Origin of the sequence: Providencia sp. SP181, assembly GCF_050446505.1 — a bacterium.
Taxonomy (GTDB): domain Bacteria; phylum Pseudomonadota; class Gammaproteobacteria; order Enterobacterales; family Enterobacteriaceae; genus Providencia; species Providencia vermicola.
In genome coordinates, this window is sequence record NZ_JBBPXM010000007.1 from 101,884 (window position 1) to 119,163 (window position 17,280).

At 43.0% G+C, this 17,280-nt stretch carries 14 protein-coding genes; 7 read left to right on the forward strand and 7 right to left on the reverse strand.

What is annotated here, in order from left to right; translation table 11 throughout:
• The first annotated feature begins 4 nt into the window (after positions 1–4).
• From AABS66_RS13435 to AABS66_RS13460, 6 genes are all read left to right on the forward strand, one after another.
• Positions 5–259: an acyl carrier protein gene (locus tag AABS66_RS13435; RefSeq protein ID WP_272538892.1), complete on the forward strand. Its 255-nt coding sequence runs from the start codon at positions 5–7 to the stop codon at positions 257–259.
• Between the two features lie 327 nt (positions 260–586).
• Positions 587–1,375, forward strand: coding sequence for an inositol monophosphatase family protein (locus AABS66_RS13440; protein WP_206085124.1), 789 nt, complete (start codon positions 587–589; stop codon positions 1,373–1,375).
• A 50-nt stretch (positions 1,376–1,425) separates the two neighbouring features.
• Entirely contained in the window at positions 1,426–2,823 is a 1,398-nt protein-coding gene (uhpT, locus tag AABS66_RS13445; RefSeq protein ID WP_206085123.1) for a hexose-6-phosphate:phosphate antiporter, read from the forward strand.
• Positions 2,824–3,073: 250 nt separating this feature from the next.
• Complete coding sequence (locus AABS66_RS13450; RefSeq protein ID WP_206085122.1) at positions 3,074–4,459, forward strand: MFS transporter; 1,386 nt, start codon at positions 3,074–3,076, stop codon at positions 4,457–4,459.
• A gap of 70 nt (positions 4,460–4,529) precedes the next feature.
• On the forward strand, positions 4,530–5,531 hold the full coding sequence (locus tag AABS66_RS13455) for a LacI family DNA-binding transcriptional regulator (protein WP_430225029.1): 1,002 nt from the start codon (positions 4,530–4,532) through the stop codon (positions 5,529–5,531).
• Between the two features lie 24 nt (positions 5,532–5,555).
• Positions 5,556–6,539: a nucleoside hydrolase gene (locus tag AABS66_RS13460; RefSeq protein ID WP_206085120.1), complete on the forward strand. Its 984-nt coding sequence runs from the start codon at positions 5,556–5,558 to the stop codon at positions 6,537–6,539.
• Positions 6,540–6,730: 191 nt separating this feature from the next.
• On the opposite strand, the gene AABS66_RS13465 is transcribed toward AABS66_RS13460, so the two are convergent.
• From AABS66_RS13465 to AABS66_RS13495, 7 genes are all read right to left on the reverse strand, one after another.
• The gene (locus AABS66_RS13465; protein WP_430225030.1) at positions 6,731–8,119 is read right to left on the reverse strand and encodes an amidohydrolase family protein; all 1,389 of its coding nucleotides are present in this window, start codon (positions 8,117–8,119) and stop codon (positions 6,731–6,733) included.
• Between the two features lie 125 nt (positions 8,120–8,244).
• Positions 8,245–9,195 carry a carbamate kinase family protein gene (locus AABS66_RS13470; protein WP_206085118.1) on the reverse strand — a complete coding sequence of 317 codons (951 nt, stop codon included), beginning with the start codon at positions 9,193–9,195 and terminating at the stop codon, positions 8,245–8,247.
• 74 nt (positions 9,196–9,269) lie between these two features.
• Positions 9,270–10,832: a xanthine permease gene (locus AABS66_RS13475; RefSeq protein WP_206085117.1), complete on the reverse strand. Its 1,563-nt coding sequence runs from the start codon at positions 10,830–10,832 to the stop codon at positions 9,270–9,272.
• A gap of 275 nt (positions 10,833–11,107) precedes the next feature.
• Positions 11,108–12,523, reverse strand: coding sequence for a DUF1116 domain-containing protein (locus tag AABS66_RS13480; RefSeq protein ID WP_206085116.1), 1,416 nt, complete (start codon positions 12,521–12,523; stop codon positions 11,108–11,110).
• Complete coding sequence (fdrA, locus tag AABS66_RS13485; protein ID WP_430225031.1) at positions 12,523–14,073, reverse strand: acyl-CoA synthetase FdrA; 1,551 nt, start codon at positions 14,071–14,073, stop codon at positions 12,523–12,525. Before fdrA ends, AABS66_RS13480 begins: the two co-directional genes overlap by 1 nt.
• Positions 14,063–14,986, reverse strand: a complete 924-nt coding sequence (locus AABS66_RS13490) for a DUF2877 domain-containing protein (RefSeq protein ID WP_272538897.1) — start codon at positions 14,984–14,986, stop codon at positions 14,063–14,065. The genes fdrA and AABS66_RS13490 overlap by 11 nt, the downstream gene beginning before the upstream one ends.
• Positions 14,987–15,134: 148 nt before the next feature.
• Entirely contained in the window at positions 15,135–15,740 is a 606-nt protein-coding gene (locus AABS66_RS13495; RefSeq protein WP_206085113.1) for an ankyrin repeat domain-containing protein, read from the reverse strand.
• A 600-nt stretch (positions 15,741–16,340) separates the two neighbouring features.
• Here AABS66_RS13495 and AABS66_RS13500 point away from each other — a divergent pair.
• Positions 16,341–17,276 carry a LysR substrate-binding domain-containing protein gene (locus tag AABS66_RS13500; protein ID WP_206085112.1) on the forward strand — a complete coding sequence of 312 codons (936 nt, stop codon included), beginning with the start codon at positions 16,341–16,343 and terminating at the stop codon, positions 17,274–17,276.
• The last annotated feature ends 4 nt before the right edge of the window (positions 17,277–17,280 follow it).

Consider the following 17,280-nt stretch of genomic DNA (forward strand, 5'->3'; position numbering starts at 1 on the left):
CTAAATGGATATTAAACCAAATAACATTCACTGGTTATGGCTGGTGGAGCAAATCCAGCAAATACGGACTTATTCAGGGATCACGAATAGCTACACTATGGACTCTGCACTGATCGTAGACGTACATATTGATTCGCTGGAAATGTTAGAGTTAATCACTGCTATTGAGCAATATACTGGGCAGGGAATTAATGATGAAGTCTGGATGAAGTGGCGTTATTTACGCGATATCGTCGATTACCTTTCAAATGTGAAATAACACCAAAAGCCACTGGATATTTAAAAAGTGGCTTTTGGGCTTTTCATTTCTCTTTTAATTCGCTTAAGTCTTTTAGCTAGAGTAATCATAAAAAGATGATATTTTGAATTATTTATTTCTAATTTTTATCAATAGAAATTTAATAATTGATTTCTTAAATATAAAATTTGAGATTAGTCATCGTTATATCAATAAGCTAACATCGAAATTAACTATTTTTTATAAAATAAAATTAACATTAATTTTTCATGCCTTGAAATCGATCACAAAATAAATAGTTCAACAAATGTAATGTTCGAAATAATAATTTCAATTTAGGGGGTTGAAATGGACGCTATTTCGAGCAGGTATCAGTTCATTCAAAAAGTTGCTATAGACGCGGGGAAGCTGGCAGTTGTTTATTACCATCAACGTGGGCAATTAAATATTGAAAAGAAACAAGGTGATGGGCAAGATCTTGTTACAGTTGCGGATAAAAACACAGAAAATTTTATTCGCGAAAAAATTAACCATCATTTCCCTGATGACGCCATTTTTGGTGAAGAAGGCGGTTTTTCTCAAGGAAAGTCAGGCTATACCTGGGTGGTTGACCCAATTGATGGTACCAGCGCTTTTATTTTTGGCCTTGCGTCTTGGTGTGTTTCCATCGCATTGCTTGATGAGCACAAAAATACAGTGATTGCGGCAGTTTATGATGCCGTTCATGATGACCTATTTCATGCAATGCGAAACTATGGCTGTTATTGCAATCAAACACGTGTGCACGCGAACCCTGCCCATTCACTAAATGAAGGTTTATTAGGTGTGGGCATTTCAACCAGAATGTCACCTGAAACTATTATTCCATTTCTAGATAAGTTACTCCATGCGAACGGCATGTTTGTACGCAATGGCTCGGCGGCATTGATGTTAGCTTACGTTGCGGCAGGTCGGCTGATTGGCTACTTCGAACCACACCTCAACTCTTGGGACTGCCTCGCTGGGTTGTTATTAATCCAAGAAGCAGGCGGCACGACCAATGATTATTCTTCGAATCCCGATTTTCTGATGAAAGGCGGTTATGTTTTAGCGTCGAGTCCTGATGTTTATCAGCAACTTGATGCGTTCCTTAAGTAGTTAAAAAATAAAATAATTAGAATAATTAAGAACGATAAAAGGGCAATAAAATGAGTTCTAAACTTTCCTTTTTTGATATTAAAAGACTCCCGATTGGCAAGGTCCCTCTCTCTGTACAACGTGATTTATGGCTACGCAAATTTATGGAACCCTTCTTGGTGATGTGCCTCGCCTACACAGGGATCTACTTTTTACGTTATAACTTCAAAGCAGCAACACCATTTATTATTGAACAAACGGATTTTACGTTAAGTGATTTAGGCACCGTAGGGTTCGGTTTCTCGATCACCTATAGCTTAGGGCGGGTATTACTTTCCTATTATATTGACGGGAAGAATACCAAGAAGATACTCAGTTTCTTGTTATTGCTGTCCTGCGCCTCTTCATTTGCCATAGGGATGTTCTTGCTATCTTCAGGGCATTCGCTGGGGATATTTATTTTCCTCTGGGCGCTGACTGGGTTATTCCAAGCACCCGGTGGGCCTTGCTCAAATTCAACCATTAACCGCTGGACGCCAAGAAAGAATCGAGGTCGTTATATTTCATGGTGGAATGCTTCTCATAATATTGGTGCAATCCTAGCTGGTCCTATTGCTTTGTTTGGAATGGAATACGCCTTTAACGGTAATGTGGCAGGGATGTTTATTTTCCCTATTTTATTTGCCGCTGTTATCGCAACTTTTGGCCTGTTTTTCGGGAAAGATGATCCGTCGGAGTTAGGGTGGAATACGCCAGAAGAGATTTTTGATGAGCCTGTGTCTAAAGCAGATACCGCGGCAGAAAGCATGACTAAGCGTGATATTTTTGTTAAGTATGTGCTGAAAAACCCAGCTGTTTGGTTTTTGTGCTTTGCGAACTTGTGTGTGTACACCATTCGGATTGGCGTGGACAACTGGAGTGTGGCGTATGTTAAAATGGCGCTCAACTGGGATGATATTTCTGCGATTGGTACAATCACGGCGCTCGAACTTGGTGGCTTTTTAGGCTCACTAACATGGGGTTATGTCTCTGATAAAATGGGGGGAAGACGTGCGTTGCTCGGCATGTTGTGTATGATTTCAGTGATTTTCCCATTGATAGCCTATCAGAACATGACCAGTGTCTGGGGAATCTATATTGCGCTGTTTTTTGAAGGATTCTTTATTTTTGGCCCCGTGATTTTAATTGGTATCTCCATTATCGGTTTTGCCCCGAAATGTGCGACAGCGGTGGTTAACTCCATTCCTGGCTTCTTTGGTTACCTGTTTGGCGACGGGATGGCAAAAGTTCTTGTTTCCCGTATTGCAGACCCAAAAGGAGATGGCATTTCACTGGGCGGTCTCACATTGCATGGTTGGTCAGATACTTTCTATTTATTATTTGCTGCAACAGCGGTAGGTATTGTGATGTTAGGCGTTGTCGCTATTTATGAAGAACGGAAAATTCGTTTAGATAGAGCGGTAGAATAACGATTTTTAGAGACTCAACCTCTTGTGCCTTAGCGGGCTCGAGAGGTTTCTGTTTTTACCTTCAGTCATTTCCCCCTGTATTTTCAGTCATATAAATTTCATATTTCTATCATCAAGTGATAACGCTCACAAAATAGGATCACCTCGTTTGCTTAATTCTACGCGCGTAGACTATGCTTTAAGTAAATAAAATCACAAACTATATTGTCTTGATTAATCGGCTTTGCGCCAATACCAAGGGTTTATGACTATGGTCACACAATCAAATGTTGAGACTAATCAACAAGCTGCACAAGAGCGGTTAAATACTCCAGAAGGGAAGAAAGATTTCCGCCGAGCGATTTTCTCATGCTGGTTAGGAACAACCATGGAGTACGCAGATTTTGCTCTTTATGGTTTAGCGGCAGGTATCATTTTTGGTGATGTTTTCTTCCCTGATGCGACGCCGATTATGGCATTGCTCTCAAGTTTTGCAGCCTATTCAGTTGGGTTTATCGCCCGCCCAATAGGTGCATTGTTTTTTGGTTGGTTAGGTGATAAGCATGGCCGAAAAATGGTCATGGTGATCACGATTGCATTAATGGGGTTATCGACCACATTAATAGGTGCGATACCTAGCCACGCACAAATTGGTGTTTGGGCGCCAGTCTGTTTGGTTATTTTGCGATTTGCTCAAGGGTTAGGTGCAGGGGCTGAGTTATCTGGTGGTACGGTGATGTTGGGTGAGTATGCACCAGTAAAACGCCGAGGTTTGGTTTCCTCGATTATTGCGCTCGGCTCAAACAGTGGAACATTACTTGCCTCCATGATTTGGCTGATAGTGTTACAAATGGACAAGGAAAGCCTGATGTCTTGGGGCTGGCGTATTCCGTTCCTCGGTAGCATTTTAATTGCGTTAGCCGCATTATTTATCCGCCAACATATGCGTGAAACCCCCGTATTTGAACGCCAAAAAGAATTGCTCGCAGAAGAGCGCCGTAAAGCATTGGAATCAGACACCATCATCCATGCTGTTGATAACCGCTCATTTTGGCAGAAAACTCGTGCATTTTGGACGATGGTTGGCTTGCGAATTGGCGAGAATGGCCCGTCTTATCTTGCTCAAGGTTTTATTATTGGCTACGTCACAAAAATATTGTTGGTGGATAAATCCGTTCCCACCACGGCGGTATTAATCGCATCAATTTTGGGGTTTGCCATTATTCCATTCGCGGGTTGGTTATCTGACCGCTTTGGTCGTCGTATTGTTTACCGTTGGTTCTGCTTCTTGTTGATGCTGTATGCCGTGCCTGCTTTTATGTTGCTCGATTCCCGTGAACCAATGATTGTTATCCCAACGATTGTGGTTGGGATGGGGTTAGCATCACTGGGGATTTTCGGGGTACAAGCAGCTTGGGGGGTGGAGTTATTTGGCGTACGTAATCGCTATACTAAAATGGCTTTCGCTAAAGAACTCGGTTCTATTTTATCTGGTGGTACTGCGCCTCTGGTCGCTGCGGCATTATTGTCTTGGACAGGGCATTGGTGGCCAATTGCGATTTATTTCATAGGAATGGCGTGTATTGGGCTCGTGACAACATTCTTTGCACCAGAAACACGAGGTCGTGACCTTAACTTGCCTGAAGATGCCATATAAGTGGTATATAAAAGACCAGACGACTGCTATTCTTTGGAGAAAGTAAGGGTAACAGAATAAGGAATGCAGAGTGTCTGATGCAAATAGCCGTAAAGTGACGCGGGTAGATGTTGCCCGCGAAGCGGGAACATCGGTTGCGGTGGTCAGTTATGTGATAAATAACGGTCCCCGTCCCGTTGCGGAAGCAACAAAACAAAAAGTGTTAGCAGCAATCAAGAAAACGGGGTATCGCCCCAATGGGATTGCAAAAGCACTTGCATCAGGCAGTACGCAGACTTATGGACTAGTGATCCCCGATATCTCAAACCCTTTTCTGGCTTCGATAGCCCATGCACTACAAAGGGAAGCTTTTAAACATGGCCACGTTTTATTACTTGGGGATGCAGGTGATTCGCGAGCTCGCGAAAAAGAGCTAATTAATAATTTGTTGTTACGGCAAGTTGAAGGGCTGATTTACACCAGTGTTGATAGGCATCCTTATATTGACCTGATTCAGTCGTCAGGCACACCATGTGTGATGCTTGATAGGGTGGAAGCTTCAGAAGGTGTGAGTACGATCCAAGTGAATGAGAAACTTGCCGCTTATAAAATCACCCGCCATTTGATAGAGCATGGATATAAAAATATTGGCATTATTTGCGGTCCAAATGAGATGCTTAATACGCAAGACCGCTTTAGTGGCTGGCAAGAGGCATTGGCAACAGCAAACCTTCAAGTACAGCAAAAATGGATTTTAGCGGGGAAATATACGCGCGATTGGGGCTATCAGGCAATTTATCAAATGCAGCAGGTTGGGTTGCCAGAAGCCATTTTTGCAACAAATGAATTACAGGCTTTCGGTTGCTTAAAGGCGTTAGCGGAGCTAAAAGTGCATGTTCCAGAGGATATTGCACTGGTTTGTTTTAACGGTACTGTTCAATCTGAATATACGGTTCCTACGCTGACAACAGTCCGCCAACCCGTTGATAAAATTGCCGAAAAAGCGATACAAATCTTACAAAACTGGCCATATAAAGAAGCCGTATGTGAGGTCGAGTTTGAATTACAGATTGGGCACTCTTGTGGGTGCTAACGATTTAATATTTCAGGGAAAATTATGCGTGTAATTATTGATTGTGATCCAGGAAACGGGGTTGCTGGCGCGAATGTTGATGATGGGCTCGCACTCGCACTTGCGATTGCGGCACCTGAAATCCAGTTAGAGATGATCACCACGGTTTCTGGCAATACGCCTAGCAATGTGGGGTATAATGTTGCCAGCCATTTGGTGCGCTCATTAAACGAAAATATCCCCGTTTATCGAGGCGCATCATCTGCTTTAATCGAAGCTAGCGCGCCATGGCGGGAGCAGTTAGACAATGGTGCACAAAGAGCCAAGCTTACTCATCTATGGGACAACCTTCCTTCTGTGCCAGTGTTACCTGAATCGATTCCTGAAGCAGCTTTGCGCATTGGCAAATTGGTTTGTGAAAATCCGAACCAAATCACAGTTATCGCTATTGGTCCTCTCACTAATATTGCGATGGCGATGCAATTATTCCCTGAGCTCGCGGCTAATGTTGCTGAAATTGTTATTATGGGGGCCGTATTTAATGTGCCAGGTTATGTGAAAGACACCAACTTTGGCCTAGACCCAGAAGCGGCTCATGCCGTATTAAACAGCGGCGCGAATATCACGTTAGTTCCTATGGATGTAACGGTACAAACTCAGATGGTGCATAGTGACCTTGATAGGTTTGCTGAGCTCACTTCACCGTTGAGTCAGTTTTTGGTGAGCACAATGCGCCCATGGATCGATTATTCACGAACAACGCGGCAGCTTGCAGGGTGTTGGATCCACGATGTATTAACCATCGCATGGTTATTGGATAAAAGTGTAGTAACTTATGAGTTGCAGCAAGTGGATATTGAGTTACAAGGGGCATTAAGAGGGAAAAGCTACCGTCTTGAGCCGTTGCGACTACGCGTGGGGATCCCAGCGTTAAAAACAAAACCCATCAAGGTGTTGCAATCAGTTGATAACCAAAAGTTATTAGCGTTAATCTTTCAAACCATTAAAAATTATTCAACAAAAAAATAGCGCCGATCGGCGCTATCAGACTGCGGACAAACCGATATTAGGTTTGACTGCAGGTTGAATTGGTTTTGAAAATAGACGAGGAAAATCAATTCATTGATTTTCGGCTGATAACACAAAGCAGGAAAAACCACGCTTTTATCCTGCTTTGTCAACAACCTCATAGCGCCGATCGGCGCTACTTTGCATGAGTGTTATGCAACCGATTTTTGCATAACACCATGGGCAAGGTTACCTTTATGGAAGCTTGCATGTCTTGGTGAAATGCGTGCAACGGCTTCTGCGGAGCAAGACGCATCAACCAACACAAAACTTGCATCATCCCCTTTTGCAGGCCATACCTGCGTTCCTTTTTCATCTAGCGGCAGAATATTGCCAGTCGCGATTGCCAGTGAACGTGATAACGAAAGTTCGTCAGGGCGGGTATAAAGCTGTGCGTATAAATTGGCTTTTTCCAGCATATCCCCAAGGCCAAATGGCGACCAATGGTCAACCACGCTATCTGTTCCAGTCATCACAAATACACCATTTTTATTGAGTGTTTTCAGTGGCATATGCAGTGTGCCAATCGGTACGGTTGAGGCAATGGTGATTTGTTGTTCTGCTAGCTGCTTTGCCGTTTTTTCAGCTTGTTCAGGGCTTAATGTTGCCAGTGCAAAGGCATGGCTGATGGTGACTTTTCCACGTAAGCTGCGGTTTTCATCCACAGTTTTAATCATATACTCGATAGCAGCAAAACCTGCTGGGCTGGTTTCATGTAGATGAATATCCACGCCTTTATTGTAATCCAAGGCGATTTGGAACATGGCATCAAGGGATTTTTCCATCGCGCCATCGACATTGGTTGGGTCTAAGCCACCGACGTAATGAGCGCCTGTTTGCATGGCTTCACGCATTAATGGCACTGATTTAGAGAGTAATAACCCATGTTGCGGGAACGCGACAATTTCGCAGGTCAAATCTTGTTGATGTTCGCCCAGTACTTTTTGTAGCGCTTCTAAATTTTTCAATCCAGAAACAGGTTCGATATTGCAGTGGCTGCGTGCAATGGTGGATCCTTGGGATTGGATCAAGTTGATCAGCGCGTGCGCTTTTTCTTCGGTGAAAGGTTGCAACTCGGGCAACATTTTTTGCTCAAGTGCGATCATATCCATAATTGTTTTACCTTCACGAGATGCAGGGGCTTGCCATGGGCCACCGTAGAAGGTTTTATCGAGGTGAATATGCATATCGCGAAACGCAGGCAACATTAGTTTGCCTTGTGCGCTATAGGTATTTAAGGCGCTATTGGTATGTTGTTTATTCGGTAAAACCGCAACAATTTTGCCCTGATCGATTTCAATGGTTTGTAAGGCTGTTTTCGTGCCGATTACTGTTGAATCACGGAAGTTAAACCCTGTTTCCAGTAACACATCATCGAGGTAGTAGTGCTTGTCGGTGATACTTGAAATAGCGGATTGCCCAGCGGGTTCGTTTTGTGCATTGGCGATACTCGACATCGCGCCAAACAAGGTGCAAGCGGCAGCCACTTTTGCACCTGTGGATAGGAACTCTCTTCTGCCGGATGGTCTTTCTGCTGTCATAGAAACTCCTTTTTGGGATGGCACTTAACCGCCCAGATCATGTTCAAACGATCTGGGAGATTATTAAACTGCGAGACGGATAAGACATTCGCGGATCCTGATAAGAAGATCTGCGAATCTAACATTTACCCTTTAACGATGTGGGTACCTGTTTCGCCGCGTAAGGCCTCAGGTAATTTTTCAGGGGTAGTGATAATTACACGCTTGCCGCCGTTGGCAATAAACGACAGGCTTGCTTCAATTTTTGGCAACATACTACCTGCAGGGAAATGGCCTTCTTCCATATAGCGTTGCATATCGCTGGTGGACGTTTCTCCGAGGGTTTTTTGCTCTGGTTTACCGAAGTGTATGCATACCTTTTCGACACCTGTGGTGATAATCAAAATATCGGCATTCAGTTCTTTGGCGAGCAATGTGGTTGATAAGTCTTTATCAATTACCGCATCAACGCTTTTGTATCCACCATTTCCATTATCAATAACAGGAATACCCCCTCCGCCAGCAGCAACGACCACATAATCGTGCTCTGTTAAGGTGCGTATGGCTTTTGATTCAATCACTCGCTTTGGTTCTGGAGAGGCAACAACACGGCGGTAACCGCGGCCAGAGTCTTCCACAAAATGCCACGTTGGGTTGGTTTGTTGCAGTTCGTTGGCTTGTTCTTGCGTGAAGAATGCACCGATTGGCTTTGTTGGTGCACTAAAGTTCGGATCGTTTTTATCCACTTCCACTTGCGTGACAACCGTTATCGCTTGACGATTATGGCGCTTTGCAAGGACGTTAGTGAGCGCTTGCTGAACTAAATAGCCGATCCCACCTTGTGTGTCTGCAACGCAGTTAGCGAGCGGTGTTAATGGTAAGCCTTCGGTTTCGTGGGCGATTTCAGCACGACGTAAATCCAGCCCAACTTGAGGTCCATTTCCATGAGTCAAAACAATGTTGTAGTCACCTTCAAGCATGTCACTAATATGGTGTGCGACTTCTTGGACGGCTTTTTCTTGAGCTTCGATAGACTGGCTGTTGTTATCTTTGATAATACTGTTGCCCCCGATGGCAACAACCACGAGTTCTTTCATTGTTAATATTTCCTGATACAGAGAGTTCGGATAGTAGGTGTACAGCGCACACCTACTAGGCAAGGTTGGCTGCATTACACTGACTTGCTGAGCTTCTCAGACTTTTCAGCTTGTTGTTCTTCAACCGATTTACGGCTATCTAAAAAATGCTTGAGTACAAATAAAGCCGCCATCATGAGGTAAGCGTAAACAAACATCAAGGTTGAACCCGTTGCAATTCCTACCGCTGGGGAGTGAATAATTCCAAAGAATACTAATATTGCACCTGCAGCTGCGGCAATCGCACCACGTAATGGTTGATTGAGGATGGCGAAGATAGCAATACAACCCCACAACATACTCGCTAATGGTGCGCCGTTACCTAAATGAACAAGCCCTTGATAATAAACGCCTTTATGTAATAGAACTTCAGTACCAATCGCACTTGCAGAGGTGCCTGCAGCTCCCATCACACTGTTCACCATGGTAAGCGCCCAGTTGGCAATCCATGGGAACAAACAGATAAAGATGACAGGGACTTCCACTTTTGGCGTTTCTCGCACCACCTGGTTAGCAGTAACAACCCCAATAAACACCAGAATTGGCACGATAGCGGTCATTGGGATGATAGCTAACATAAATGCACCAATACCGAATAATGGCACGATAAACATGGTGATACCGGATGCTAAGGTATAGCCCACGCTTGCGCCCATTGCTTTCCAACCTGCGTGGCCCACGTAAACAGTGACAGGGAATGGGTTACCCATAAAGCAACCAACTGTGGAAGATAAACCGTTCGCTAACATGACTTTACGTGTGTTGTATTCATCACCTGCGGCGTGCGCACTTTCAATGTTTTCAAGGTCAAAGATATAGTTTGCTAAGCCCAATGGTACCGCAGATGCTAAGTATGGCAGCGCGTGTGGTAAGCCTTGGAAGAAGCTATCAATGTGGATACCAGGAGGGTTAAAACCAAATGACGCCATAGAATCTTTAATTGCTTCGGCACTTTGTAAGCCAGAAACCCATGCCAATACGGTACCTGCGATCAACAGCAGCAAACCTGTTGGAACGCGAGCAAAGATAGGCTTTTTACCGAACCAGTTAATGAAGATTAACAGTAAAACCACAAAAGAAACGGTCGGTGCTTCAAATGCTTGCAGCATTGGGTTCATCGCCAGAAGCAGTAAACCTAAGCCAGACAAACAAGATAACAGCACGGTACGTGGGATCATCTTACGGATGGTTTCACCTAAGAATGAACCACCGACTAAAATCATCGATTCTACAAAACACCAAACCAAGGCGATTTGAATGGCGAACTCGGCATTCTGCGTGGTTTGGTACACGGGCATAATAACTAAGAACGTCACGGTGAAGATGGACGGCGCACTTGGGCCAGAAGGCAGTGCGGTCACATCATTACGACCCGTTTGTTTGATCATTTGCTGACCAAAGTAGGCATAACTGATGCTGGCGAGTAAAACGGCGAAGCCAAAAGCGGGAGCGATGCGGCCGTAAACAATTTCGGATGGGATCCCAACGACGAAAATTAATAAGCCCATCATGGTGAGGAGGTTGGTTAAGTTATTGGTCATTAGGCCAAAATAGGCGGCTAAATCCCCACGTTTCCATTTGATGTTAAGTATACTCATTTTAAGTATTCCCCTGTATACCCGTCATTACCCTTCATACTTTAAGCTGCAACTGCGTTGGCTGCTCTCGGCTACTCAGGTCACATACTGATGTATGCTCCCTGAGATATCCTTGCTTGCTGCCTTGTTGCAACTTAAATTATTTTGGGTAATAACTTACTTATTTTAAGTCGCAACTGAGTTGGTTTTATTTCACTTTGGTATGCTAATAACTTGGGTATTGATGTTTTATTATTGCCCGACTTTAGTCGGGCGTTATTTTTTATTACTGGAAACTAAGCGTATTTCTGTGCGTAGGCCAACATGGCTTTTTCAAAGCAATCAAACGGCGGGTGAACGATACCTGCGCCAATCATGCCGATACCTGCATCTTTATGTGCAATTGCTGTATTGATGACAGGTAAAATACCGCTAGCTGAAACTTTCGTAATATCAATGGCGGTTGGGATCCCCATAAAGCCGAGTAATGGGATAGTCACATTCGGGTTTTCGCCTAATGTGATTTCGCGCATTTGACGAGAGAAATCCACCGCTTCTTCTACTGTACCGCCGACTAATGCGACGATTGCGGGGGCCGTTGCCATTGCGAAGCCGCCGATACCATAGGTTTCAGTGATTGCTGAGTCACCAATATCTAAGCCCGAATCTTCAGGTTTATAACCTGCGAACATTGGGCCGATAACTTGCTGTGAAGGGCCTGTAAACCAATGACCTGGTAAGCCACTGATACGCAAGCCAAACTCATAACCGTTACGCGCCATCGTCGTGACCACAGTGCTGTACTCAATGCCGTGTGCCGCATCCATTGACGCTTTACACATGGCCATCCATGTTGGGCCTGAGAAATAATCACTGCTTGCGACGAAATCAAACACGTCTTTTTGCTGTGCGACAGAGAAATCGGTTTGGATAATCCCAGTGGTTAGCGCTTGAATGAGCAATGTAGTGCCCGCGTTATTACGGTTATGGCACTCATCCCCCATATGCAGCGCTTGTGCTAACATCAAACGCAGGTCAATTTCACCAACAATTTTCATGGCGTCGCGTAGCATTGGGCCCAAGACATCACGCATCCAATTTAAGCGGTCAATCACGCTTTGGTCGTTTGCACCCATGCGCAGAATTTTGGCCATTTGCTCACTCAGGTTCGTGAATGCGCGGTTACCATAAGTCTTGTTTTCAACGATATGCATAAACATCGATGCAGACGTCACTCCAGCCATGGAGCCCACACAATCGTGCTCATGGCACGGAGAGAAAATAATCTCACCTGATGCCGCAACTCGCTCAGCATCCGCTAAATCTTTCGCAAGGCCTTCAAAGACCAGAGCACCTGTTACCGCACCTTTCATTGCGCCGCACATGTCTTTCCATTCCACTGGCGGGCCTGCGTGTAAAATGGTGTTTTTTGTCATCCCTGGCACAACGTTAATCGCTTGGTCGTAGCCGATTAATACAGGTTGGGACTGAATAATACGTTCAAGAGCTTGTGCGTTAGCGGCTTCAATTTTTTCTTGCAGCGCGGCATTTCCTTCGATTTGGTCGAGAGCGCGAATAACCGCAACGTTGCCTTGCCCTGGTGGTGTCCATGTTAAATGCGTCACCGGAACATGTTGTTTTTTCAGGTCATCACTGAACATCTCAATACCCACATTGATGACACTTAATGGTTGCTTAAATAATGTTGTCATTATGCATTCTCCCCTTTCCACACAAACTCACGTCCTAATAACCCAGTATTGGTGCTGCTGCTTGCCCAAATCACGCCTGCATCAGTCAGCATTTTGACCTGTGCATCCATATTTGGTGTGTCTTGGTCTGTACCTAGCACATATCCTAAAATTTCTAATTCACGGCCATCATTCTTGGCGATATTTTTGGCTTCTTTGATAGCGTCAATCATTACGCCAACAGGGTCTTCGTGAGAACCAAAGCCAAGGACAAAGTCCATCATGATGACGCCAACTTCTGGGTCGCGGGCTTCTTGCAGTAAACGCTCAATACGGTTTGTTGGGTCGATCATTGGGTGTGGTTTACCATTGGTAAAGTCATCATCACCAAAGTCGAGGAACGTGTGGGCAATACTTTTGTTTAAATCTTTTAAGCGATATTCAGGGTTTGGCTGGATATTGCTGTAAACATCGTCATATTTTTCCAGTGCCGCAAACATGGCTTCATCACACAGTGTACCGCCACAGAACAGGCCGCGAATGTATTTTTGCTCAGGTTTGAGTTTAGCTCGCACTTCATCGATTAATGGCAGGTTCAGTGGGTGCAGGTCTAAGTCTTCTTTACGAATTCCTGTTAGCAGAACTGCTTTCAGTGCCGCCTCTTTGGTGCCTTGTGCAAAGGTTAGTCCTGGTTTATCTTCTGGTAGTGGCTGGCTACCTAAGAAACAGACAACAACGGGTTTATGGCATTTTTCAGCTTGCTCCAGCACTTTTTTTGCAACCGCTGGTGCTGGTGGCTTAGAAATTAACGCGATAACTTTCGTTTCTTCATCCGCATCAAGCATCTTCAGGGCATCAATCATCATGATACCGCCAATTTTTTCACTTAAATCGCGACCGCCTGTACCGATTAATTGAGAGACGCCAGCGCCGAACTCATGGATACGCACGCTCAGCTCTTGGCTACCTGTACCCGACGCACCAATAATCCCAATACTGCCACGGCGTACATTGTTACCAAAGCACAGTGCGGTGCCATTGATAATCGCGGTCCCGCAGTCAGGGCCCATCATTAATAAGCCTTTTTTACTAGCAAGTTGTTTCAGAGCCAATTCATCTTCAATGGAGACGTTATCTGAGAACAACATGACGTTAAGGTCATTTTCTAACGCAATACGCGCTTCACGAGCAGCAAATTGCCCATTGACAGAAATCACCGCTAAGTTGGCATCTGGAATGTGTGTTTTCGCGGAATTGATAGTGGCGTATTTTGCTTCATGGGATCCGCCACCTTGGTTTTTCTTATTAAATAATTCTTCGATAGCAATTAATGTTGCATCGTTGGCTTCATCACTTGGCCCTTTAATCACAATCATTAAATCGCCATTTTTGGCTTCTTCTAACTCAGCAGTTAATAACCCTAAATTACGCAGAACACCTTTATTCATCTCCGTTGCCATCGCGACAAAAGCTTGCTCAACATTATCGAGCTGATTGGCTTTAGTCGAAATAGACATCAGTGACACGGAATCAAAATAGGTATTTTTCTTTATGACAACTTTAGTCGACATGTCTTTCTCCGAAATAGTGAGTGAGATACAAAGCGTCGCGAAGGCCAAATAGCATGTCGCTGCCTGAACTCGACCCGATATTTAAAATCTCTAAAAATTGTGGATAAATATTTGTCTCTTGCGCATCAACTAATGATTGAATTAATTGCTGCATGTTTTCGCGATATTCTTGGTTTAAGGCCTTTTCTAACGTGATGGCGCTAATGGGGGTCGTTTGGCTTTTGCTTTGTGTTATCCCTTGATAAAAAGCAGGGAATAAAGTGCAAGCAGGGTGACCTTTTAATAACAAAAATGCCATTAACCCAACTAAATAATCATCACCAGAAGGCGTAAGCCCAATACCTAACCCAACAAATTGCTTAATAACCTTGGTAATACTTTGTTGGTCTTTGTTAATTAATGATTCAATTAGATTTAGACGTAATTGAACCAATTGTTTTGATACGGTTAGATAAAATAAGTTATCTCCCTGATAATTAAATAGAGAGCTTGAGTTATCCTGTAAAATAAAATCTAAACTTTTAATTTGGTTTGTTATATATAACAAATAGTTTTCGTTAATTAATTTTTTAGAATCAAAATTAATTTTTAATGGTTGCCAGTGTTTACATAAAGAAAACGAAATTGTGTAATTTTCACCAATATTCCATTCTTTATTTGAGAGATAAATAGGGTCTCCTGCTTTTAATTTTAAAAGAGAAAAGTCAGTATTTATTAATCGGCAACTATTTGGTGCATTATCTAACGAAGAGCAAAGTAATGAATAAAGGGTATTCTCTACCGTAAAATTAATCGCTTTATTGAATACCTGCTCTACTTTTCCTAAAGACTGCGGCTGATGTAAAAGGTTGAGAAAATGGTTATCAGCCGTGAGCCCGTATAATATTTGCCGATGGGATATGGATGCGTTCACATGCCTCCTTATCTCTACTCGTCATACTTCAAGTTGCATGGGTGTTGACTGCACTGAGCTAGCTGAATCATATACTTATGTATGCTCATCGAACGATCTTCGCTTGTCGCCTGCATGCAATTTGAATTATTTAGAGTATATGGTTTAGTTACGCGCCCGCGGCAACCAGTAGTTCAGCAATTTCGTGATAGCCTTTCTCACGTGCAAGTTCTAACGGTTTTTTGCCATATTTATCCGTCATATGCGGGTTTGCACCATGTTCTAATAGCAGCTTAACGATTTGCTGTTGCTTCTCGCCACCGTCATTTAAGACGATAGCTTCAAGGAGCGGAGTCCAGCCCACAAAGTTGGTGTGGTTGACGTTAATTTCTGTTTTTTCGAGCAGTTCACGGACTATCTCAACGTGGCCTTTTTCACTTGCTGGCGTGATCCCCACACCACCAAAACGTGTTAATAAATCTAAATTTGGTTTTGCCGGTAACACTAGGCGTAATAATGTTAAGTCGTTATTCAAGCAGCTTAATAAAAATGGGTTAAAACATGTTTGGTCTTGTTTATCGATGTCTGCGCCTGCATTAATTAGAAAAGAAACACATTCATAATGTTTATTGAGACTTGCATTCACAATAGCGGTACGGCCTTGGCGGTTGGTTGTGTTGATATCCACACCTTTTTCAAGGCAACCTTTTAATAAATCTAATTGCCCTTTTTCAGCAGCGGTTAAAAATTCTTGAGAAAGTGTGCTGGCGGTCATTATTTTCCCCTTAGGTTGGCTTATTGATATTGCCAACATAGATAAAGACAATTTAAAGATTATTTATGATGGTTAGAGCATACCAATTGCGATTAATAAAAAGAATCCATTTAAATTTAATTCATCAATGGGAGGCTCTATTGTTGAATAAAATTCAATAATAAGCCTTTTTTGTGCGTGTACGCATTATTTTTCATCCTTTTTTGACGTTTTTTGCCTGTTTTTTACTCGTTTTTATCGATTATTTTTAATTAATAGAGAACGGTGAGACGTCATTATTCTGTTCTGTGACGTACATCAAATTGAAGGTTTTATGATTGTTAAATTTGTGATTAATTTGATCGCGATCAGGGTAAATGTTAATACTTGGTTTGGGTATTTAATTCAATAATATTAAGTATTTTGATTATTAATAGTCTCTCAGCTTTTGTGGTTAAAATGACAGCTTAAGACAAATGAGATTAAAACACTTCTTCTTGGCAATTATTCTGTTAAGCTATCAATAAATCGGTTGAAAAATAGCCTGGTTTTCAATCTATTGAATAATATTCACATAAAAAGCCAATTTGATTAAAATTAAAACATTTTGGGAAGGCGAGTATGAACTCAATTTTTACTGAAGAAAATTTATTGACCTACACTACCGCAGCTAAATTTGCGAGCTTCAGTAAAGCCGCAGAAGCATTAGGTATTACTACATCGGCCGTGAGTTATACTATTAAGCGTATTGAAACTTATTTGGATGTCGCGTTGTTTATACGTGATACTCGCAATATTGAATTAACGGAAGCGGGTTATTATTTTTATCGTAAGGCAACGGACTTACTGAATAACTTTCATTCCATTCAAAAAAGTATTTATTCTATTGAACAAGGTATTGAAGCGCGGGTGCGCATCTGTATTAACCAACTTTTATATACCCCTTACCATACGGCTAAGTTACTGCAAATATTAAAGAAACAATTTGCTACTTGCCAAATTACCGTGACTACCGAGGTGTATAACGGTGTATGGGATGCAATTATTAATAACCATGCAGATATTGCGATTGGCGCACCGGGGACATTAATGGATGGCGGTGGAATAGATTATACGGAAATAGGCGCGATTCATTGGCAGTTTGCCATTGCGGCAACACACCCACTCGCATTAATGCCAGAGCCGATTGCTGAAAGCCAGTTGCGTCTTTATCCCAATATCATGGTGGAAGACACCGCAGATACGATAAATAAACGAGTTGGATGGTTACTGCATGGGCAAGAAGCGATACAGGTGCCAGACTTTAATACCAAATGCCAGTGCCAAATATTGGGCGAGGGGATCGGATTTTTGCCAGACTATATGGTGAAAGAGCACGCTAAGAGTGGTCGATTAGTGGTCAAAAATATTCAAAACCCGCGGCAAGATTCTAATATGCTATTAGCCACACAGCATTCAGCAACAGGGCAAGTGACTCAGTGGATACGCAAATCGTTCACGGAAAATGGGGTTTTAGCCGATCTTTACAGTGACTTGCTAAAACCTATTAGTGGGTAGGTAG